Below are 21,012 nucleotides of genomic sequence, written 5' to 3' on the forward strand. Positions count from 1 at the left end.
GGAATAGCACTGATGGCTAAGCAAAAAAGTGGCGACATATCAGAGCAGAGGGTGACGCCTTTGAGCGCCTTTCTGGATCTTTCCCGCGAAGCACAGCAGTTACTACGGTCTGTCCAGACCATTCAGGTGGCGAAAAACCGGATACCGGTTCATAAAGGCGACAAAGTATCCGGCGCTTATGTCGTCGTAAAAGGCTGCCTGAGAGTTTTTTCTTATACACCCAGTGGGCACGAGTCGACTTTCTATCTGATCCGTCCCGGGGAAACCTGTGTGTTCGCCATCAACTGTCTTTTTAATCAGCTACTTTATCCGGCCTGGGTTGTGGCTGAAGAGGAAACAGAGATCTGCATCATTAGCGGGGCGCTCTACAAACAGTTATTTCAAAAAGAGTCCGCGATTCAAAATCTGACTATCGATGCTCTCTCCTCAGCTGTTTTCAAACTGATGACGGAGGTCGAGCATCTGCAGGGCTGGAGTTTGTCGCAGCGGCTTTCAAATCTGTTATTGCATCAGGCGAGTGACGACAATCGGGTACTGATGACACAGCAGGAGATTGCCAGTCGGTTAGGCAGTTCCCGCGAGGTTATCGCCCGTATTCTGGGAGAGATGGTGTCTGCTGGTTTAATAGCTACAGGGCGGGGACGTATTACGTTGCTTCAGCCTTCAGCGCTGGCCCGACAGATCTCCTGCTGATGTTAAGGTCAGATAGCCCTGGTCAGTGACTATAGAGGGATTTACCGCCATCAACGGCGATAATCTGCCCGGTGATGAAGTTCTGGCTAGCGAGGAACAGTACCGTCTGGGCAATATCTTCAGGTCTTCCGATCCGTTTGAGCAGTGTTTTATTCAGAATGGCTTGCTGTTCTGCCGCGCTGATTTCCGCTTCCTGCTCCGGCCAGAGAATCGGTCCTGGAGAAACTCCATTCACCCGCACCTCGGGGGCCAGCTCTTTTGCCAGTGCGAGCGTCATCATCTGCAGGCCCGCTTTGGCGATGGAATAGATTGGATAGCCGGGCAAGGCTCTTTGAGCGTGAATATCGACGATATTGATGATGTTGCCTTGTTGCTGTCTGAGTGACGGGGATAGCTTGGCTGCGAGAAAGTAGGCCGCTTTGAGATTACTATTGATCAGATCATCCCACTGCTGATCAGTGCTCTGATCAATCGGTGTGGGATAGAACGACGAGGCGTTATTCACCAGCAGATCGATCCGGCCCCAGCAGCTCAGGGCGTTACTGGCCAGATCGGACACCTGCTGACTGCTGTTCAGGTCGGCCTGCAATACTCTGGCACTGTCAGCCCTCTGCAGGTTTAATTCTTGTGCGATGGCGGCAGCCGCCTCGGTGGAGTTGTGACAGTGGATAATAACCCGATAGCCCTGTTGCCACAGCTGACGGGTGATGGTTGCGCCAATTCTGCGTCCGGCACCGGTAATCAGGGCTATGGGTTGTGTCACAGTGATTCTCCGTCAATCTGCTGCTGGCAGATCGCTAATTGAGCTTGACTGATCGCGTTACCCAGTGCTTTACCTTGAAAACCCTGTGCCATTAACTGCGTCGGGTCGATCTGTTGTAATGCCTGGAGTAACAGGGGTAGTTGCTGCTTTACGCTGTTGTCGTTATTGCAGATCACTGCGCAGCCCTGCAACAGAAGACTAAGGTGTTCGCTGCGTCTGAGCAGATCAAGGTTCTTAACCAGTTCGAGCCGCTGAATGGCGTTGAGCTGATTGAAGTGACAAAGCTGATCTGCATGATTGCAGAACTGTAAAGCCATGTCCCTGTATGCATTGGGCGCCCGTCGCTGGTCGCAAAAAAGTTTAACTTTCTGACTGCGTTGCTCAGCCGGCGTTGCCGCAAATGAGCGGCGCAGGAGTATTGCAAATCGCACACGGGGATCGCTTGCCTGACTTACCTGAGAAAGGGTATTCGAATCCTGGGCGGCAGGTAACAGTTCAGGAAAAAGTACTGCCAGGGCGTCTGTCTGCATCAGGGTACACAGGAACTGCTGCGGTGCACTTTCACTTAGTGCTCGTTGAAACTCTTGCCATACTCTCTCTGTGCTCAGGTGCTGCAGCTCATCACTATGGGAAAGCTGTTGCATCAGGCTCAGGGTTTCCGGCGCAATTTGGAAACCCAGTGGGGCATAGCGCGCCAGAAAGCGGGCAACCCTGAGCACCCGCAAGGGGTCTTCGGAAAACGCGGGAGAGACATGTCGAAGGCGTTTTAACTGCAGATCTTGCTGGCCGTTGTAAGGATCGATGATCGTGCCGTCATCGGCCATCGCCATGGCGTTGATGGTCAGATCGCGACGGATAAGATCCTCTTCAAGTGTGACGTCCGGACTGGCATGGTAGAGAAAGCCGGTATAACCTTTGCCTGACTTTCGCTCGGTGCGGGCCAGGGCATACTCTTCGCCACTGTCCGGATGGATAAATACCGGAAAGTCCTTACCGACAGGGCGGAACCCCTGTTGCAGCATCTGCTCCGGCGTGGTGCCCACCACCACCCAATCCCGGTCATACACCGGATAACCCAGCAGACTGTCTCTAACGGCTCCGCCAACCAGATAGGTTTGCATGGTTTAGCTGTTGGAGCACAGCTCAGGTCGGCTGGCTTGCCAGAGTTCAAAACCGCCATCCAGACTGTATACCTGATCAAAGCCCTGCTGAATCAGAAAGCCGGCGGCTGACTGGCTGCTGAAACCGTGATAGCAGCAGACGATTACGGGAGCATCCATATCCGCAGACTGGATAAAATCGTGCAGTGTGTCATTGCTCAGGTGAATGGCATTCCTGATATGGCTTTGCTGATAGCTTTGCGGATCGCGGATATCGGCGACTAGCGCGCCTTCAGCGATCAGTTGCTCGGCTCTGACGATATCGATACATTCAAAGTTGTCCATCAGTTGCCATACCTCATATTACTATTGACAGAAAATAATGCCTGATCCTCAAGTCGCAGAGCGGTGAGTTTACCTCCCCAGACACAGCCGGTATCGAGTGCAAAGACATTTTCTGTCTCTGCTTTTCCCTCCAGTGCAGCCCAGTGACCGAAGATCAGTTTTGTTTCATGCAGGGTTTTTCCTTCGTGGCTGAACCAGGGGCGAAAGCCGGTTGGCTGGCTGGATAAGGTGCCTTTAGCGGAAAACTCCATTCTACCCATGCTGTCGCAAAAGCGCATTCGGGTAAAGTAGTTAGTAATGGTTCTGAGCCGGTCCCAGCCTTTCAGTTTACCCGACCAGCAGGCCGGCTGGTTGCCATACATATGCTTGAAAAACTCCGTGGCCAGAGTGCTCTGCAGAATAGTTTCAACCTCTCTGGCCCGCTTGCTGGCTTTTCCCAGAGACCACTGGGGAGGGATCCCCGCATGAACCATGGTATACCCAAGCTGCTCATCGGTGATTAACAGCGGCTGGTGTCGCAGCCACTTCATCAGCTGTTTGGCATCGGGGGCATTGAGGATATCATGAAAGGTGTCAGATCGTTTGGGTCTGATCGCCTTGTGATAAACCGCCAGCAAATGCAGATCGTGGTTGCCCAGTGTTACCGTCACCCGGTCCCGGATGCTATAGAGGAAGCGTAGGGTTTGCAGGGATTTTGGCCCCCGGTTTACCAGATCACCCGCCAGCCAGAGTCGGTCGGTATCGCCAAAACCGACGGCTTCAAGGAGTGCCTGTAGTTCATCATAGCAGCCTTGAATATCTCCGATTGCATAGGTAGCCACAGCGCTATCCTCAGTGCAGGGCGTTAGGGAGCGCCAGGGTAAAAGGTTCAATATCTGCATTGAACGTCTGGCCGTCGTTGGTTTTCATCTGATAGTGGCCCTGCATACTGCCCACTCGCGTTGCCAGTACTGTACCGCTTGTGTAACTGTAGCTTTGCTGAGGTTCTATCACCGGTTGCTCGCCGATAACGCCTTCGCCCTCAACCTCCTGAACCTGCTCGTCACCATCGACAATCAGCCAGCGGCGGCGTAGTAGCTGAACCGGCTGAGAGTCATGGTTGGTAATGGTTATATGATAGGAAAAAACATAGCGTTTTTTGTCCGGGTCAGACTGCTCCGGCAAATAGGCTGTTTCCACCTGGATAGCGATGTTGTGAGATATCTCTGAGAGGATCATATTGTTTCGTTATAAGTTGTTATTTACTGCTCAGATAATCACTTATCCGGATGAAGTCAGTCAGGGCGAGACGTTCCGGACGCAGGCCCGGGTCAATCCCCAGCGATTCGATCCCGGCGGCATCAAGCAGTGGCTTAAGGTTATTTCGCAGGGTCTTCCTGCGCTGGCCAAACGCGGTGCGGACCACGGCCTCCAGCTTGCTGATATCCTGTGCCTTATGAGGCAGCTCTTTATAAGGTATCAGGCGGACAATAGCGGAATCAACCTTGGGGGCAGGATCAAAGGCATGGGGGGGCACAAGAAACAGTGGTTCTACCTGGCAGTAATACTGCGCCATGATGCCCAGGCGACCATAGGCACTGTCGCCAGGTTGTGCTGCCAGCCGGTCTACCACCTCTTTCTGTAGCATAAAGTGCATATCATCAATCTGATCCGCATAGCTGAGCAGGTGAAAGATCAGTGGTGTAGAGATGTTATAAGGCAGGTTGCCGACGACACGCAACTGTTCGCCCTGCTGTTGCAGGGTGGCGAAGTCAAACTTCAGGGCGTCACCCTCATGGATGGTGAACTTGTCCGCATAGCTGAAAAATTTGGTGCGCAGTATTGGTATCAGGTCGCGGTCCAGCTCCACTACATCGAGCCGCTGGCAAAGATCCAGTAACTCTTCGGTAATGGCTCCCAGTCCCGGGCCGATCTCGACCAGATGTTGAGTTTCGCCAGGCGAAATGGCTCTGATAATCCGGCGGATAATGCCCTGGTCCTGAAGAAAGTTCTGACCAAAACGTTTACGGGCTTTATGGCCTGCGGGTTTATTACTCATTCATTCATCCGGTGGTATGACGGTTAGCCGACATCTCGGCGGCATAATTAATAGCGGTTAAGAGGCTGCCGCAATCGGCTTTTCCTGTGCCAGCCAGATCCAGGGCGGTACCATGATCCACTGAGGTGCGGATAATCGGCATCCCCAGCGTAATATTAACCGCCCGGCCAAAACCTTTATATTTCAGGACCGGCAGTCCCTGATCATGATACATTGCCAGCACGGCGTCAGCGGTATCCAGCAGTTTATCGGTAAACAGTGTATCCGCTGGTAATGGATCACTCAGATTGTAACCCTGAGCCCGGAGCCGGTCGATCACCGGTTGAATCACATCAATCTCTTCCCGTCCCATGTGGCCGCTTTCTCCGGCGTGGGGGTTCAGCCCGGCGATCAGGATTCTTGGGTTGTGCACACCAAAGCTGCGCTGCAGCTCCTGATGCAAGACGGTCAGAACCTCCTCTAACAACGGTTGGGTAATCGCTGCAGGAACGGCTGCCAGTGGCAGGTGGGTGGTGGCCAGTGCAACCCGTAAACCCTCGGTTGCCAGCATCATCACCACCTTGCTGCTGTGGGTCAGTAGTTCGAGAAACTCGGTATGGCCGCTAAACGGGATGCCGGCATCGTTGATCACCCCTTTATGGACCGGAGCCGTTACTAACGCCGCGAACTCGCCACTCTGACAGCCCTGGGTTGCGCGGGTCAGGGTGTCGAGAATGTAGCGGGCATTAGCCGGGTTCAGCTGTCCTGGTGTAGCGGTCTTTACCAGGCAGACCGGTTCAATCCATAAGGTGCCGGGTGCGGTCGGGCTAACCGGCTCCTCCGCATTATAGGGGATCAGCGTGATTGGCAGATTTAGTAAGCGGGCCCGGGCCTGCATCATCAGCGGGTCGGCAATCACCACCAGTTGGTGGTCGTGCCCCTGCTGGGCGATCTGAATACATAGGTCCGGCCCGATCCCGGCCGGTTCGCCCGGGGTCAGGGCCAGTCTGTAGATGGACATCTGAATTATTTAATCTCGATATAGGCCTGAGAGCGGATTTCCCGCAGCCAGTTTTGCAACTCTTCGTTAAACTTTCGCTGACGGATGGTGGCCCTGGCCTGATTGGTCTTCATCTCTTCGCCCATATCCTGCTGGCGTCGATCTTCAACTTTGAGAATATGCCAGCCAAACCGGGATTCAAACGGCGCGCTTATCTTGCCCGGTGCGGTGTCAAACATTACCTCTTCAAACTCAGGCACCATCTGCCCTGCCTGTGTCCAGCCCAGGTCGCCGCCCAGTGAGCCGCTTCCCGGATCGTCGCTATACTGTTTCGCCAACTCTTCGAACGGCTCTCCCTGTTGCAGTTTCCGGTAGAGTGACTCTATCTCCCGGCGGGTCTGTGCCGGAGAGCGGATCTCATTTGGCGTCAGCAGGATATGTTTTACCTTAACCTGATCAACCAGCTGTACTGAACCGCCTTTTTTATCATTAACCTTCAGGATATGAAAACCGCTGGGGCTGCGCAGTGGGGCGCTAAATTCACCAGGACTAAGTTTTTTAACCACCGCGGCAAACTCTTCCGGCATCTCATTGAGTTTGCGCCAGCCAATCTCTCCCCCTTTCAGGGCGTTGGGGCCCTTGGATTGAGCAACCGCTGTTTCTGCGAAATTGGCGCCGTTTTTCAGTGCTGTGGCGATCTCGTTTGCCTGCTGTTGTGCCGCCTGAATCATCTGCGCAGTCGCCTGTAGCGGTACTGCAATGAGTATCTGTGAAAGGTTGTAGGTCGCGGCACTCAGCTGTTCACCCTGCTGAGAGTTGAGGTAGTTATCAATCTCCTGCTGGGAGACATTGATGCGACTGTTAACAATGCGCTGTTGAATGCGCTGGATAAGCATCTCGTTGCGGATCTGCTGGCGCGCCTGAGCATAATCCTGACCTTCAGCGATCAGGGCTTCGCGAAACTGTTCCAGAGTGAGATTAGAGCTGGCAGCGATCCGTTCCATTGAGGCATTCAGTTCGCTGTCACTGATACGGATACCTCGTTCTGCGCCGATCTGTAGCTGGATATTGTCCAGAATCAGTCGATCAAGGACCTGGCTTTGCAGGGTTTGTTCATCCGGCAGTGCACGGCCCTGAGAGCTGAGGCGGGACTTTATCATCGCTTCACGGTCGTTCAGTTCGCTTTGCAGCACAATATCATCATTTACAATTGCAACGATGCGGTCCAGTGGGGTATCTGCGGCGCTGGCCGAGATGCTGAGGCCCAAAAGAAGGGCAGCCATACCTGGCTTTAGTTTTTCTATGAGATTAGTAGTCATCATTCTCTTCACGTTCTTTAAAGCCGATAATATCTTCCAGCACCGAGGTGCCACCGCCAACGGTGCCGAGGCCTTTCAGGATAAATTGCAGAAACAGTGCACTGTCTTCCCTTCCTCCGCTATCATCCTCTATCCACTTACGGGCGGCAACCCGAACTTTCCAGCAGCAACTGGCATACTCAAGGCCTAGCAGCGCTTCAGGTGTCTGGGAGTGTTCCATATCCTCCTGCCAGCGCCCCATCAGGGTCCACTCCGGTGCCAGTGGCCAGATAAATGAGAGTTCCGCCTGGCTGCGAACGTCTTCCCGGTAGCGATAACTGAATCCGATAACCTTATTGAGGGATGGAGTGTAACGTACTTTGAAGTTGCTCTCTAATGGATTAAAGCCACTTCGATCCAGTTCGGTATCGACCGACAGTCGCAGTTCAGAGTAGGGGTTCCAGTAGGCTTCTGCCGCGTAGTTGGACTGATCCTCTGTATCGACACTGGTATCGCCATTAAGTTGCACGGTGCGGTCAGCAAAATAGTATGCCTGGGCCACTCCGACACGGGCTATTTCGCTGCCATCGTTGCTGAAAAAGCCTGAACTGAGACCGACAGAGATTTGCTGATTATCACTGACTTTATCGAGGCCGGTAAAGCGGTTTTCCCGGAACAACCCCTGATAGCTGAAATCTGCTTCGGCGGTATCAAAATCCGGGATCCCCTGCTGGTTTTCCCGCTGGCTGTAGAGGGTGAACAGGCGGGGTTCAAAGGTCTGTGTGTAGTTGTCCAGCTGACGTTCGAACACCAGCCCGGAATCGATACTGAATACTCCTGTGGCCCGGTTAATACTATCGTCCTGTCCGGCGACCTGATCCTGCAGATCGTAATGGCTTAACCAGTAACTCATCTTCGGTGTCAGGTAACCCCAGGACCAGAGCATCGGCAGACTGACTGCAGGTTGAACATGTAACCGGCTGCCAGTCACCCGGTCAAGGCCGCTCAGGTCATCGATTTTTCGCTCAAAGCGGGTCACATCTGCCAGGTAACTGAATACCACTTCCTCTCCCAGTTTATAACCGTAGTTGCCGTTAACCTGTAGCTGTGGCATACGCTGGTAGGGTGATTTACTGTCATTGATGGTCTGATAGCTGTGGGCACGTAACGTGGCCGACCAGTGTTCACGGGTGTAGGTTGTTTCTGCCCGTTGATCAAGATGGGTGGAACGATCCACCGCCAGACTGGAGCCAAGGTCATCAAAATATTTTTTGTCGCTGACGGCAGTGTAATCCACCAGACTGCTCCAGGCTCCCTGGCTTCCGGTATGGTCGATACCCACCAGCCATCGATCACGGTCCGCCTGGGTATCATCAACTAATAAGCCGGTGCTGAGAATTTGCTTACCATAGTGATTCAGATGACGGAACTCATTCTCCAGCAACAGCCCCCGTTCAGTGAAGATTTTCGGTGTCAGAGTATCATCGTAGTTGGGTGCCAGATTGAAATAGTAGGGTGTAGCTAACTCAAGCCCATCTTCATTGGAGTAACCCAGAGAGGGAAACAGAAAGCCCGAATGACGCAGATCATCAATGGGGAACTCGATATAGGGAAAATAAAACACCGGGGTATCGGCCACTTTCAGGGTGGCGTTGCGCGCTGTACCAAAACCTCTGTTGGGATCAAGCACCAGCGAACTTGAAGCAATTTTCCAACTTTCATCGTTCGGCGGACAGGTGGTGTAACTGCTGTGTTCCATCCTTATCCGGTTGTCCTTCAGTCGAATAATGCGTTTGGCTTCGCCGCGCAGGGAGCGCTCATGAACCACATAGTCTGCATCGCTGACCACGGTTTCCCCACTGATGGCATTGGTCTGTGCCTTAGAGCCTCGCAGCAACAGTCCGGGCTCACGATACTGAATATTACCGTTCATGGTGATCTGATTGGAGATCTGATCGACCTCTGCGGAATCGCTGCGCAAAAAATGTCCCCGCTGACGTAACTCAACATTACCCTCGAGCCGGGTCAGACCTCCTAGCTGGGTTTCAGAGCTATCAGCATCCACCGTGAGGCTGGCATCATCTTCTGCGGGTAGCTGCGAATCCGGTTCAATATAGACCCCATAACACGCCTTTGACGCACCGGTGATGGGGTACCAGTCCTGCTCGGCATAGCGGATATCACTCAGATCAGCTTTTTGGGTCGCGGTTTCAATTACCGGCAGATCACTGCTCCGGCTGGCTGCATCGGCAGGGGCTGCTACCCTGGTCCGGGAGCTCTGTTCTGCAGCAGCCCCGGTAGTGGGCTGATTATCCAGGCAGGACCAACCGCCTGAAGCATTTGCTTCGCACAGCCATGCACCGCCGATTTGCTGCTGATAAGCGGGATCAGGCGTGGCTGTATCTGTTTTGGTGGCTGCAGCGTTGTCGGTTACTGGCAGCGCCTCTGCCGGAGCCTCCGGGAGTTGTCCTTCCTGGTCCGTGAGGGGATTGGTCCGATCCGGCTGGTCGCACTGCCAGTTCTGACCATTCTCCATGGTACAGGTCCAAAGCGCATCGCGGATGCCGGAATCGGTTTCGGCGGCCAACAGGACTGCGGGCATTGCAGCAATGATCGCCAATGTAAGTGTGTAGGAAGAACGTCTTGAAAACGGCATTCAGATTGTCCATTAGGAAGCGCAGAAAAAGCGTCTATTTCCCTTATCGCTAAACCTTGATTCGAGTAACATACCCTATAGAGCATGGCATGATAAAACATTCAGCTATAACAACGCTAGGGGATTGATAGATATGGGACAAAGGCTGGCCGGACTGAAACAGTGGGTAGAGCAGATTTTTACCGAACTGAATATAGATCTGGCTGAGGACTGGCAGTGCATTCCGGTGTCTGGTGATGCCAGTTTCAGACGTTATTTTCGTCTTAAAAGTCATGGTATGAGCTGGATTCTGATGGATGCACCCCCGGAAAAAGAGAACAGTCACCCTTTTGTCTGTATCGCAAAGGCATGGGAACCGCTGGATATTCATGCACCGATAGTGCATGCGGCAGATCTGGAGCTGGGCTACATGCTGCTGTCTGATCTCGGTGATGATCTCTATCTGGGACAGCTGAATGATAACAGTGCCGATGAGTTATACCGCCGGGCTCTCTCTGCCCTGACCCGGTTGCAGCAGTGTCAGGATATTGCTGGCCATCCCCTGCCTCTTTATGATCGGCAGTTATTGCAGCGGGAGATGGATCTGTTTCGTGACTGGCTGGTGGCTGATCTGTTGGCGATCGAGGTCGGACCGGGGGTGACGCAACTGTTATCAGAGGTATCTGAGAGTCTCATCTGCGCAGCTTTGGAGCAGCCCCGGGTCTGTGTCCACCGCGACTATCATTCGCGCAATCTGCTGGTGGATGGTGACAACACGCCCGGGGTGATCGACTTTCAGGATGCTGTGATCGGACCTGTTACCTATGATCTGGTCTCGCTGCTGCGTGACTGCTATATCGAGTGGCCCGATATGCGCGTGTATGGCTGGGTTGATCAGTTTGGTGAGCAGTTGGTGGCGGACGGCTTAATCGATCAGTATGACCGTGAAACCTTCTATCGCTGGTTTGACCTGATGGGTGCTCAGCGACACCTCAAGGCAGCGGGTATCTTTGCCCGGCTCTGGCTGCGGGATGGCAAACCGGGCTATCTTGCCGATATCCCCCGGACCCTTAACTATATTATCCGTGTTGCCGGTCGCTATGATAGTCTGCTGACTTTTGCCGTCTGGCTGCAGGAAGTTGTGGTACCCGCAATGTATGAAAGTGAACATTTTGATAACGCCTATCTGGATAAGTGGTTCAGCTGATGCGGGCGATGATACTGGCGGCGGGACTTGGTACCCGGATGCGACCACTGACCCTGACAACCCCTAAACCATTGCTGCCGGTGGCGGGTAAGCCATTGATTGAATACCATATTGAACGACTGGTGGCTGCCGGAGTCACTGATATAGTGATCAACCACGCCTGGTTGGGGGAGCAGCTGGAAGCGTATATTGGCGATGGCGGGCGTTATGGTGCACAGGTGCACTGGTCCGCTGAAACCGAGCCTCTGGAAACGGGCGGCGGAATTTTTCGGGCGCTGCCCCGGTTAAGTGAAGATGGTGAGGCTTTCCTGCTGGTGAATGGTGATCTGTTTACCGATTACCCGTTTGCGCGTTTGTTGGAACTAAGTCTGTCCGAAGAGTGTCTGGGGCATCTGGTGATGGTGTCAAACCCGGAACATAACCCGGAGGGGGATTTCGCCCTGCAACAGGGGCTGGTATCTGAAACGGGCAGTAACAGGTTAACCTTCAGTGGCCTCAGTGTGCTTTCCCCCCGGTTGTTTGATGGCTGTAGTGAGGGTAAATTCCCGCTGGCACCATTGCTTCGTGGTGCCATGCGATCCGGGCGGGTGAGCGGTGAATATTATTGTGGTTATTGGCGGGATATAGGCACTCCTGAACGGCTTCGGGAGGTCAGCGAAGATATTAAAAAAGGTTGGGTAGATGGCATTTAGTAGCGAAAACGCAGGTTTCAGTCTCGGCAGAGTGATCAGGAATAACCGCACAGCGTTGATTATTGGAGGCCTGATCGGCCTGATGAGTGGCGGACTGTTTGGTTTAGTGTTTGGCGCAGGTATTGCGGTAGCGTTGTCATCACTGCTTAAAAACGCACTGGGTAATGCGCTTAACCCCCAGGATGCCTTTTTTCGGGCAACTTTTACGGTTATGGGCAAACTGGCAAAAGCCGATGGGCGGGTCAGTGAAGAGGAGATTCAATATGCCCGTGAAGTGATGAACCGCATGGGCCTGAGCGATGAGCGCCGGCGTGAAGCGATGGAGCTTTTTTCCCAGGGTAAGGCAAGCGATTTCGATATCGCAGAGGTGATGCGACCACTCAGTGCGTTGATCCGTTTTCGTATCCCGCTGAAACTGATGTTTGTCGAGATTCAGTTGCAGGCAGCGATGGCGGACGGTCAGGTCAGTGAAGCGGAAACCATCATCATTCGCGAGGTTTGTCAGTTGCTGCAGATGTCCCAGGCGGAGATGGCTGCATTGATGGCGCGGATGCAATCTCAGTTTTCCTATCAGCAGCATAGTTATCAGTCACACCAGGGTGGTTATGTTTCTGAGCAGGAGTTGTTGAAAGAGTCCTATGGAGTTTTGGGGGTTGCCGAGTCAGTCTCTGATGCGGAACTTAAAAAAGCCTACCGTCGCTTAATCAGTCAGCACCACCCGGATAAGCTGGTGGCCAAAGGGTTGCCCGAAGATATGATGCAGCTGGCAAAAGAGAAAACTCAGGAGATTCAGGCCGCATATGATCGGATTCGCGAGGCGAGAAAAAACAGCTGAGGAGGCTGTCTCCGGTTAGTTTAGCTGGCCTGAGCCGGGAGTGAGTTCCATTGCTTCAGCTTTAGGGGGCTCCGGTTTTCGGGTATCGAGAATATGGGTTTTCAGAATGCCTCTGAGCTGTTGTGTTAGCCAAAGCGGCTCTCTGCGGGGATCGGCACTACGCTGATTCAGGCGGATCTGCCGGTACCCCTTGTTGCCACTTCGGCGTGCGGTGCGTTTTCGCAGACTGGCCTGCTGTTGCTGGACACTGTTGCGGTCAAACCACAGATCCAGTATCGGAGATTTAGCATCTGAGATCATCTGTAGCAGGTTGGGCGCGTTTTTATCGTCCACCTGAGCCGGGTCAAGCAGTACCAGAAAACGGTTGGCCTGAGTTTCATCCTGCATGAAATAGTACATCGCCCAGACAGCCCCTTCGCCTACACCGAGAATGATTTGAACGTCCCCTTGTATATCAGCCAGTTGGCCGGACGCTTGCTGGCCAAGCGCTGTAACCATTTTTTTGTATTCCAACAGCCTTTTCTCAGCATTAGCGTTATCAGGAACCGATGTTGTTGCATAGCTGGCTTGCTGATCTTTTATGGCTGTCGGATCCGCTGGTTGGGGAGAAGTGTTGCTGTTTGTCTCCCCTGCGGGTGTTTGAACCTTACGTATATCCTGCAGTGTTGGCAGGGTTCGTCGAGGAATCTGTTGCTCTGGCTGGTCGGGCAGGGTGATGCTCAGTGTGTTCCAGCCATATTCGGTGAGCTGAGTGCGAAGAGGATGCACAATGGCTGGCCAGTCAGCACTGGTGGCTCTGTCAGGGAAGATCAGAACACTGCCGGCGGGTGATGAGCTGGCTGCGCGCAGCAGTAAAGCCAGTTGTTTATGCTCCCCGGCCTCCAGCCAGATTACTTCGGTTTCCGGGCTTTGTGCCTGAGCAAGATCCTGCTGCTGTTGTTGCCGCAGATCCGGCATGATCCGGACTGCTGCGTCAGTCTGATTGTTAGCCGCTGCTGTCTCTGTATTTTCGGGCGCACTGTTTTCGCCGGAGCTTTGGTCGGCATCATTGCCCTGTGCTCCATGCAGCGTTGCCGATGAAGATAAAAAGAGTGCAAAAATCAGTGCTTTATTTGGTTTCATGGTGGGATTATTAAAGAGCATGCGAGGATTAGCAAGGGTGAAAGTCGGTTGAGTTTCAATGTGTGCACAGTACAATAGCCGGATTCCTCTTCCTACTACTTTCCGAGTTACGCTAATGGCTGATTATAAGATTGCTCCATCGATTCTTTCTGCAGACTTCGCCCGCCTGGGTGAAGAGGTTGAAAATGTGCTTGCCGCGGGGGCTGATTATGTCCATTTTGACGTTATGGATAACCATTATGTCCCTAACCTGACCATTGGTCCGATGGTTTGCAAAGCGCTGCGTAACCACGGCATTCAGGCCCCGATCGATGTGCATCTGATGGTCAAACCGGTGGATCGCCTGATAGGTGATTTCATTGACGCTGGCGCCAGCATTATCACTTTTCATCCAGAGGGGTCTGAACATATTGACCGTTCATTGCAGATGATCCGGGATGGAGGATGCAGATCGGGGCTGGTATTTAACCCGGCGACTCCTCTGAGCTATCTCGATTATGTGATGGACAAGGTGGATATGATTCTCCTGATGTCGGTAAACCCGGGGTTTGGCGGCCAGAAATTTATACCCGCGACGCTGGATAAGCTGAAACAGGCACGGAAGATGATTGACCAGAGCGGTTACGATATCCGTCTTGAAGTGGATGGCGGCGTGGGTATTGGTAATATTGCCGGGATTGCGGCAGCCGGGGCGGATACCTTCGTTGCCGGTTCAGCCATTTTCAATACCGATGACTATAAAGCCACTATCGATAAGATGCGTGCTGAACTGGCTTGCGTGAGCTGATCCGTTGGAAAGCAAGCAGGGATTGGGCTTCTGATGCCGTTAAGGGAACTGTATAACCCCGGGTTACCCCAACTGGTGCTTTTCGATCTGGATGGCACTCTGCTTGACAGCGTGCCCGATCTGGCGCTGGCAATTGATCGTATGCTGGCTGCTCTTGATCTGTCGATAGCGGGCCAGTCTCGGGTGCGTCACTGGGTGGGGAATGGTGCTCAGGCGCTGGTTAAACGCGCGCTGGCTTACAGTACAGGAGTTGAAGAGGATGCAGCAGGCTCCGATCTGTTTGACCAGGCCTTTGCGCTTTTTCTGCATCATTATGGTCTCTGTTGTGCGGAGCAAAGTAAGCTCTATCCGGGGGTTGAAGCGTTGCTAACCTTTCTCGGGGATAACCAGGTTTCAATGGGGCTGGTGACGAATAAACCGATAGGCTTTACGGAGCACTTGCTGGACGAGTATGACCTGCGTCGTTTTTTTTCCATTGTTCTGGGGGGCGATAGTCTGGCGGAGAAAAAGCCTCACCCCATGCCGCTGCTCTGTGCTATGGACAGGTTAGGGGTTGCGTCGGTGCAAACCCTGATGGTGGGGGATTCCCGCAGTGATATCAGAGCGGCGCAGCAGGCCGGCTGTAAAGTTGCCGCAGTGACTTATGGCTATAATCATGGTGAGCCGGTTTCTGCTTACCAGCCCGATATTATTATTGATAATCTGGCAGAGCTCATCGGCTAAGCTCACCAGCTAAACTAGTCAGATATGTATGACCCGCACGCTTACGCTGGTGGCTCTAGCTCGTCAAATAGCGCCATCCTGGCGGCATTACAAACCGCCAGCACGCCGGGGTGACTCACCCGGCGTTCCAGTGAAATGGCGTAAAAACGTTCACGGATATCATCCATCCGCCCAATAACCTCGACCCCATACTGTCGGGTCATCTGTTGTTCAATGACGGTGGGGGCACAAAAGATGCCGGCGCCGGACAGTCCAAAGGCTTCGATCAGGGCGGTATCGGCGCACTCAACCCGAATATCCGGTCGTATTTTATAACGTTCAAACCAGCGCTTCAGCCCCATTCCCCGCTCGGTATCGGCGGATGGCATCAGCATCGGTGCGCCTTCAAGAGAGGCTGGAAAGTTGGCCCGGTAAGTTGCTGCGACATTCCGGGTGGCAAAAAAGCTCAGGCCGCATTCGCCCAGAAGGTGATTGTATCCACGGATATGGAAACTGGCATCCAGTGGCCGGTCAGCCAGCACCAGATCCAGTTTCTGGGTTGCCAGGTCGGCCAGCAGACTGGGCAGTGGTCCCTCTTCGCAGATCAGTCGGCTGGCATCATTCAGGTTGAGTGCGGGTTCCAGCAGATGATAGGTGATCAGTTTCGGCAGTACATCGGCAATACCGATATTGAAGCGTTGCTGTTTAAGGCTGACGGGGTTGTGAATACTTTGTTTCAGTTCATCGCCCAGCAAAAAAATATCTTCAGCATAGTTAAGTGCATGTTGGCCCGCTTTGGTGAGTTTGAGGTTTCTGCCTTGCTTTCTGAACAGGCGGGCCCCCAGTTCATGTTCAAGCAGTTTCAGTTGACCACTGATGGTTTGTGGCGTCAGGTGCAGCTTCTCGCTGGCTCTGTTGATACTGCCCTCCTGAGCAACTACCAGGAAATAACGCAGGTGTTTGAAATTCATAGAAATGTCAGCCATTTGTTATTATGGTTCGAATAAATCTTACTATTTTCTTGGTAAATTCGAATTTTATTTGTCACTTTGCTGACTATACTGTGACTTATCGGATTTGTCATGGTCCCTCAGGTTCTCCCCTACAGGATGATGACAACCGAGTTGTTGATAGGTTGTTATGTAAGTAAGTTGTAAGACTCTCCTCCAGTCTTAAGCAAATGGACTCTCATCCAAACATTCACCCGGCGCCCAAGGCCGGGTTTTTTTTGTGTGGTGCTGTTGATGAAGAAATTAATCAAAGAATTCTTTCAGTTTGAAGCGGCGACCGGCATCCTGCTGATTATAGCGATGGTTCTGGCGATGATCCTTGCCAACTCCCCCTGGTCGACTGAATATTATGAATTCTGGCGTATTAAAGGCGAGGTGCGGATTGGTTCGCTGGGGTTGGAAAAGTCCTTGCTCCATTGGGTTAACGATGGACTCATGGCGATGTTTTTTATGCTGGTGGGGCTCGAGCTGAAACGGGAAATTCAGGGAGGGCAGCTGTCAAGTTTATCTCAGGTCAGCTTACCGGGGATTGCGGCTGTTGGCGGTATGGCCGTTCCTGCTCTGGTTTTCTATCTGGTGAATATGCAGGGCAGTGCCATTGATATGCAGGGGTGGGCAATCCCTACTGCAACTGACATCGCTTTTGCTCTCGGTATTCTTTCCCTGTTGGGGCCGAGAGTGCCGGCATCGCTCAAACTCTTTCTGATGGCGCTGGCGATCATGGATGATCTTGGTGCTATCATTGTCATTGCACTGTTTTATACCGATAATCTGGCAACTAATTCTCTATTGGTCTCAGCCGCCGCGATCAGTGTACTGGTGTTGATGAATCGCCTCGGTGTCGTTCGGGTGGCTGCTTACATAATTGTGGGTGTCGTGCTCTGGGTCAGCGTGCTGAAATCCGGTGTTCATGCGACACTGGCGGGTGTCGTGCTGGCACTAGCGATTCCTAATCGGGATACAGAAGAGGACGAGTCGCCTCTGAAAAAGCTGGAACATGCCCTGCATCCCTGGGTCTCATTTGCAATAATCCCTCTGTTCGCGTTTGTAAACGCCGGGGTTGATCTGTCCGGAATCTCCTTTTCCCAACTCTTCAGTTCCGTACCGCTGGGAATATTGCTTGGCCTGTTTATTGGTAAGCAGTTGGGTGTGTTTCTGTTCTCCTGGTGCTGGATTAAGCTGGGCATGGCTGAAAAACCAAAGGATGCTAATTGGCTGATGCTCTATGGTGTTTCTGTGTTGACAGGGATAGGGTTTACTATGAGCCTGTTTATCGACTCGCTGGCCTATGAAGGGGGAGAGGATCTCTATGGCGCGGCTGACCGTCTGGCGATTCTTGCCGGTTCTGCAACCTCTGCGGTAGTGGGGTATCTCATACTCAGGTTTGCACTACGCAATGTTAAAGAGGTTGGCCGCAGTGATGAGAGCAGCGACGAAAACAGGCCATCCGTTTAAAAAAAACGGTGGAAGCTTTATTGACCCGGTTGATTCAGAGTGTGGGCTGCTATAAGGTTGGATCTCTGAATTAACGATTGTCTGGAATCACTGTGTCAGATTTGGTATCCCCAATTGAAATAAACCTATGCCCTCTCTATGTTGGTGAGCGCTGGCGATGGCGTAACTGAGCCCCGCTTTTCAGTTATAGCGTCCGGGCCTGGTTAACACTTTTTACAGGCTACCCGGAATAGATTTCAAAACTCTGTTAACAGATAATGCAGAGTAGTTATGAGAGCAGACCATGACACCAGAACAATTTGCTGAGCTAGCAGCTCAGAATTTCAATCGCATCCCGGTGATTCGCGAAGTCTTAGCGGACCTTGATACCCCTTTGTCCACCTATATGAAGCTGGCAAATCAGCCTTACAGCTACCTGTTAGAGTCGGTTGAAGGCGGGGAAAAGTGGGGACGATATTCAATTATTGGTCTGCCTTGCCGGACGGTGCTGAAAGTATCTGGACATAGTGTTCAGATCGAGACTGACGGTGAGATTGTCGAACAGGCAGAGGTTGCTGACCCCCTTGAATTTGTCGAACAGTTTCAGGCCCGCTACCGGGCGGCTGAACTGCCGGGTCTGCCGCGGTTTAATGGTGGTCTGGTCGGTTATTTTGGTTATGACTGTGTTCGTTATGTGGAAAAAAGACTGGCGGACACTACTCCGGAAGACGTCATCGGGACGCCGGACATTTTACTGATGGTTTCAGATGAGGTGGTCGTCTTTGATAACCTCAGTGGGAAGTTGATACTGATCAGCCATGCGGATCCTGATGAAGAGGATGCGTTAGCTCAGGCACAGCTGCGTTTGGATGAACTGGTGACCCGGTTGCGCTTTTCTGTGCCGCATCAGGACACTCAGGTGACTGAGCGTCGGGAGGTCTGCGAGTCAGAGTTTAAATCCAGTTTTGGGGAGCAACAGTATAAGGACTCCGTCGATCGTATTAAGGAGTATATCCTCTCCGGTGATGTGATGCAGACGGTGATCTCTCAGAGAATGACCATCCCCTTTAGCAGTAGTCCTCTGGATCTGTACCGGGCGCTACGCTGTCTCAATCCTTCACCCTACATGTATGTTTTACATCTGGATGATCATCATGTTGTTGGCTCATCTCCGGAGATTCTGGCACGGGTGGAAGATAACGTTGTCACCGTTCGCCCTATTGCCGGAACCCGTCCCCGGGGTGAAACCGAGGCTGAGGACCGGGCGCTGGAGAAAGATCTGCTGGCCGATCCAAAAGAGCTTGCAGAACACCTGATGCTGATCGATCTGGGCCGCAACGATGTGGGTCGGGTTGCAGAAGTTGGCAAAGTAGAACTGACGGCGCAGATGGTGGTTGAACGCTATTCCCACGTGATGCATATCGTTTCAAATGTCATTGGCCAGCTGAAACCTGAGGTGTCGGTGATGGATGTTCTGCGTGCAACGCTGCCAGCGGGAACCCTCAGCGGTGCCCCTAAAGTACGGGCGATGGAGATTATTGACGAACTCGAGCCGGTGAAGCGGGGTGTCTATGGTGGTGCGGTGGGCTATCTGTCCTGGAATGGCAATATGGATACCGCGATCGCGATCCGTACCGCTGTCATTAAAGATGGCCAGCTGCATATACAGGCGGGTGCAGGCATTGTGGCGGATTCGGTGCCCAGCTCAGAGTGGGATGAAACTATGAATAAAGGACGCGCAATTTTTCGCGCTGTGGCGATGGTTGAGCAGGGACTGGATAATCTCTGAGCGGTGCCGGGTGCTCTGAAAAAGCCTCCCCAGTGGAGGTTTTTTTTATCCCTTTTCATTATAGCGGAATATGTTTTTTTGATGCTGTTCACTGATCTGGAGCGGTTGACCTTCACCCAGGTTTGTGGCCAAATGTGCACTCTCGCGGGAACAGGGAACGTTTTCAATTAGGGTTTATTAACTATGGATGGTTTGCGGTGAAGATTAAAGTGACTCTGATTGCATTCAGGGGAATTGCTCCCGCAAGAAAAGTCGAGAAGATTTTTTCCGGCGAGGAGTTCACCATCGGCAGGGCGGATGATAATGAAATCGTCCTGGAAGACCCTGATCGATACTGCTCGCGTTATCATGCCCGTTGCTACCAGATATCAGGTAGCTATTATCTCGAAGATACCAGTTCTCCCGGCACCCAGCTTAATTCAGGCCAGTTTATTACCCGTGGTCAGCGGCATAAATTTCAGGATGGCGATCGCCTGATTATTGGTGAAAATCAGTTGCTGGTGACAGTTGAAGAGGATGAGCCTGAACACCCGCAGCAGGCGAGTATTGACTCCTTTTCTATCGATGATTTTTTTTCTGAAACTGAAGCCGATGTCGTTGAATCAAATGCGGCTTCGCGGGTAGTACCCCTGCCCAATATCCCCTTGGGAAATACCGCAGATTATTACCGCGCGCAAAAACATCAATATGAGGCAGATGCAGCCGACCAGCATCCTTTTGATTTCTCAGATCTTTCCCCGCATGGTGCAGATTCATCTGAAATGACACCTTCCCCCGTCAGTGAACTGTCAGCGGTAGTCGATGATGTTTCTGAAGCGTCTGACCCGTTGCAATCGCCCGGTTCCGGTTCCGGTAGTCTGACAAAACAGCCGCAGAACACCTTGTTAACCGGGAGGGAAGAGAGTGTTGCGACAGCTGAACATGATCAAACTGCTGAGTTACATATCGATAGTCGTGCTATGCGCGCTTTTCTGGACGGGCTTGGTTTAAAGCCTGAAGATCTGATTGGCAGGAATAAAGTTGAGATTATGCATTCGGCAGGGGAGATGCTGAACCTTCTGACCAAGGGAACCATGGAGATTCTGCAGACCCGCAATGAGATCAAACGGGAATTTGGTATGGATGTCACCCGCATCGGTGCAGTCCGTAATAACCCGTTAAAATTTTGTCAGCGTGTCGAAGAAGCGATGTTGATTATGTTAACCCACTCAGAAGGTTATCTTGGTCCGCAGGAGTCGGTTTCGGAAGGGGTCGTAGATGTAAAAGCACACCAGGTTGCGGTTATGTCTGGGATGCAAGCGGCGTTGACGGCTCTGTTGAAACGCTTTGAACCAACAGCATTAGAGTCGCAGTTAAATGTCCGCTTTACCCTGTCAAAAAAGAGTCGTTACTGGGATATGTACACAACGGCATATCAGCAGTTACAGCTAGAAGCTCAGGATAATTTTCATGGTCTTTTTGGTGAAGAGTTCTCCCGGGTGTATGAAGAACAGGTGCGGCAGATTAATAAAGTTTTGTAGGTGATGCACTGGAGTGACGGTGTTATCACTAACACAAGAAGATGGAACGATTACGTTTACAGG

Annotated in this window: 20 protein-coding genes; 9 read left to right on the forward strand and 11 right to left on the reverse strand. The window is 52.4% G+C overall.

The window, feature by feature from the left end; all coding sequences use genetic code 11:
- Positions 1-12 precede the first annotated feature (12 nt).
- A complete protein-coding gene (locus JW499_RS01610; RefSeq protein ID WP_205208938.1) occupies positions 13-693 on the forward strand; it encodes a Crp/Fnr family transcriptional regulator in 681 nt (226 codons plus the stop codon).
- Between the two features lie 22 nt (positions 694-715).
- On the opposite strand, the gene JW499_RS01615 is transcribed toward JW499_RS01610, so the two are convergent.
- The 9 genes from JW499_RS01615 to JW499_RS01655 are packed head-to-tail and all read right to left on the reverse strand — an operon-like array spanning position 716 to position 9,872.
- Positions 716-1,456, reverse strand: coding sequence for a pteridine reductase (locus tag JW499_RS01615; RefSeq protein WP_205208939.1), 741 nt, complete (start codon positions 1,454-1,456; stop codon positions 716-718).
- Entirely contained in the window at positions 1,453-2,577 is a 1,125-nt protein-coding gene (locus tag JW499_RS01620; RefSeq protein ID WP_205208940.1) for a hypothetical protein, read from the reverse strand. Before JW499_RS01620 ends, JW499_RS01615 begins: the two co-directional genes overlap by 4 nt.
- A gap of 3 nt (positions 2,578-2,580) precedes the next feature.
- Positions 2,581-2,901: a thiosulfate sulfurtransferase GlpE gene (gene glpE, locus JW499_RS01625; protein WP_205208941.1), complete on the reverse strand. Its 321-nt coding sequence runs from the start codon at positions 2,899-2,901 to the stop codon at positions 2,581-2,583.
- Positions 2,901-3,722, reverse strand: a complete 822-nt coding sequence (locus JW499_RS01630) for a symmetrical bis(5'-nucleosyl)-tetraphosphatase (protein ID WP_205208942.1) — start codon at positions 3,720-3,722, stop codon at positions 2,901-2,903. Before JW499_RS01630 ends, glpE begins: the two co-directional genes overlap by 1 nt.
- 10 nt (positions 3,723-3,732) lie before the next feature.
- Positions 3,733-4,119, reverse strand: a complete 387-nt coding sequence (apaG, locus tag JW499_RS01635) for a Co2+/Mg2+ efflux protein ApaG (protein WP_205208943.1) — start codon at positions 4,117-4,119, stop codon at positions 3,733-3,735.
- Positions 4,120-4,138: 19 nt separating this feature from the next.
- Positions 4,139-4,939, reverse strand: a complete 801-nt coding sequence (gene rsmA, locus JW499_RS01640) for a 16S rRNA (adenine(1518)-N(6)/adenine(1519)-N(6))-dimethyltransferase RsmA (protein ID WP_205208944.1) — start codon at positions 4,937-4,939, stop codon at positions 4,139-4,141.
- A 4-nt stretch (positions 4,940-4,943) separates the two neighbouring features.
- On the reverse strand, positions 4,944-5,939 hold the full coding sequence (gene pdxA, locus JW499_RS01645) for a 4-hydroxythreonine-4-phosphate dehydrogenase PdxA (protein WP_205208945.1): 996 nt from the start codon (positions 5,937-5,939) through the stop codon (positions 4,944-4,946).
- Positions 5,940-5,944: 5 nt separating this feature from the next.
- Positions 5,945-7,201: a peptidylprolyl isomerase gene (locus JW499_RS01650; RefSeq protein WP_232846163.1), complete on the reverse strand. Its 1,257-nt coding sequence runs from the start codon at positions 7,199-7,201 to the stop codon at positions 5,945-5,947.
- A 25-nt stretch (positions 7,202-7,226) separates the two neighbouring features.
- Positions 7,227-9,872 carry an LPS-assembly protein LptD gene (locus JW499_RS01655; protein WP_205208946.1) on the reverse strand — a complete coding sequence of 882 codons (2,646 nt, stop codon included), beginning with the start codon at positions 9,870-9,872 and terminating at the stop codon, positions 7,227-7,229.
- A gap of 133 nt (positions 9,873-10,005) precedes the next feature.
- On the opposite strand from JW499_RS01655, the gene JW499_RS01660 reads away from it, so the two are divergent.
- Genes JW499_RS01660 through djlA form a run of 3 tightly spaced genes read left to right on the forward strand, consistent with a single transcriptional unit; the run spans position 10,006 to position 12,585 of the window.
- Complete coding sequence (locus JW499_RS01660; RefSeq protein ID WP_205208947.1) at positions 10,006-11,058, forward strand: aminoglycoside phosphotransferase family protein; 1,053 nt, start codon at positions 10,006-10,008, stop codon at positions 11,056-11,058.
- The gene (gene murU / locus JW499_RS01665) at positions 11,058-11,750 is read left to right on the forward strand and encodes an N-acetylmuramate alpha-1-phosphate uridylyltransferase MurU (RefSeq protein WP_205208948.1); all 693 of its coding nucleotides are present in this window, start codon (positions 11,058-11,060) and stop codon (positions 11,748-11,750) included. Before JW499_RS01660 ends, murU begins: the two co-directional genes overlap by 1 nt.
- A complete protein-coding gene (gene djlA / locus JW499_RS01670) occupies positions 11,740-12,585 on the forward strand; it encodes a co-chaperone DjlA (RefSeq protein ID WP_091362175.1) in 846 nt (281 codons plus the stop codon). Before murU ends, djlA begins: the two co-directional genes overlap by 11 nt.
- A 15-nt stretch (positions 12,586-12,600) precedes the next feature.
- On the opposite strand, the gene JW499_RS01675 is transcribed toward djlA, so the two are convergent.
- Positions 12,601-13,707: a DUF3530 family protein gene (locus JW499_RS01675; RefSeq protein ID WP_205208949.1), complete on the reverse strand. Its 1,107-nt coding sequence runs from the start codon at positions 13,705-13,707 to the stop codon at positions 12,601-12,603.
- A 115-nt stretch (positions 13,708-13,822) separates the two neighbouring features.
- On the opposite strand from JW499_RS01675, the gene rpe reads away from it, so the two are divergent.
- A complete protein-coding gene (rpe, locus tag JW499_RS01680; protein WP_205208950.1) occupies positions 13,823-14,494 on the forward strand; it encodes a ribulose-phosphate 3-epimerase in 672 nt (223 codons plus the stop codon).
- 33 nt (positions 14,495-14,527) lie between these two features.
- Complete coding sequence (locus JW499_RS01685; protein WP_205208951.1) at positions 14,528-15,217, forward strand: phosphoglycolate phosphatase; 690 nt, start codon at positions 14,528-14,530, stop codon at positions 15,215-15,217.
- A 41-nt stretch (positions 15,218-15,258) separates the two neighbouring features.
- On the opposite strand, the gene nhaR is transcribed toward JW499_RS01685, so the two are convergent.
- Positions 15,259-16,167 carry a transcriptional activator NhaR gene (nhaR, locus tag JW499_RS01690; RefSeq protein WP_205208952.1) on the reverse strand — a complete coding sequence of 303 codons (909 nt, stop codon included), beginning with the start codon at positions 16,165-16,167 and terminating at the stop codon, positions 15,259-15,261.
- Positions 16,168-16,440: 273 nt separating this feature from the next.
- Here nhaR and nhaA point away from each other — a divergent pair, with 273 nt between their 5' ends.
- The 3 genes from nhaA (at position 16,441) to tagH (ending at position 20,949) form a co-directional block, all read left to right on the forward strand.
- Positions 16,441-17,661, forward strand: coding sequence for a Na+/H+ antiporter NhaA (gene nhaA / locus JW499_RS01695; RefSeq protein ID WP_205208953.1), 1,221 nt, complete (start codon positions 16,441-16,443; stop codon positions 17,659-17,661).
- Positions 17,662-17,944: 283 nt separating this feature from the next.
- Positions 17,945-19,429 carry an anthranilate synthase component I gene (trpE, locus tag JW499_RS01700; protein ID WP_205208954.1) on the forward strand — a complete coding sequence of 495 codons (1,485 nt, stop codon included), beginning with the start codon at positions 17,945-17,947 and terminating at the stop codon, positions 19,427-19,429.
- A 197-nt stretch (positions 19,430-19,626) separates the two neighbouring features.
- On the forward strand, positions 19,627-20,949 hold the full coding sequence (tagH, locus tag JW499_RS01705; RefSeq protein ID WP_205208955.1) for a type VI secretion system-associated FHA domain protein TagH: 1,323 nt from the start codon (positions 19,627-19,629) through the stop codon (positions 20,947-20,949).
- The last annotated feature ends 63 nt before the right edge of the window (positions 20,950-21,012 follow it).

Origin of the sequence: Amphritea pacifica, from assembly GCF_016924145.1 — a bacterium.
GTDB lineage: Bacteria > Pseudomonadota > Gammaproteobacteria > Pseudomonadales > Balneatricaceae > Amphritea > Amphritea pacifica.